Below are 616 nucleotides of genomic sequence, written 5' to 3' on the forward strand. Positions count from 1 at the left end.
CTGCGTCTGGCCGATGACGAAGCGGATCGCCGTGCGGCCGTTGGCCCGCGTCTTCGTCAGATAGGTGCGCCCGTCATCATTGATGCGCGCAACGAGGTCCTCATTCGCCCGGTCGATCTCCGCCGGGTCGGACACCCCCTTCGGCAGAAAGCGGAAACCGAGCAGAGCCAGACGCGGCCCGGACACCAGTTCGAAATCCGGATCGGCCTTGATCAGTCCGGCGAGCTTCCCGGTGAAGGCGATATGGCCCCGGATTTTCTCGCGCAGCCCCTCCGCGCCATAGCTGCGCAAGACGAACCACAGCTTCAGCGCCCGGAAGCGCCGCCCGAGCGAGACGGTCAGGTCGCGGTAGTCAGGACTTTCCCCCGTCGGCACCGATTCCAGATAGGCCGGGGTCAGCGACAGGGCGCGCGCCAGCGTCTTCGGGTCTTTCAGATAGAGGACCGAGCAGTCGAAATTGGTGAACAGCCATTTGTGCGGGTTGAAGACGAAGCTGTCGGCATGCTCGAGCCCCTCGGCCAGCGCCCGCACCTCCGGCAGGATCAGCGCGCTGCCCGCCCACGCCCCGTCGACATGCAGGTGGATGCCCTCGTCCCGTGCAATCGCGGCGATAGGC

The 616-nt window shown here is 66.2% G+C and carries 1 protein-coding gene; it reads right to left on the reverse strand.

Annotation, left to right across the window (positions count from 1 at the left end; genetic code table 11):
* On the reverse strand, window positions 1-616 hold a 616-nt coding region (locus KDM41_18505), incomplete at both ends, for an aspartate aminotransferase family protein (GenBank protein MCB1185416.1).

The sequence above is a fragment of the bacterium genome, from assembly GCA_020440705.1.
Taxonomy (GTDB): domain Bacteria; phylum Krumholzibacteriota; class Krumholzibacteriia; order LZORAL124-64-63; family LZORAL124-64-63; genus JAGRNP01.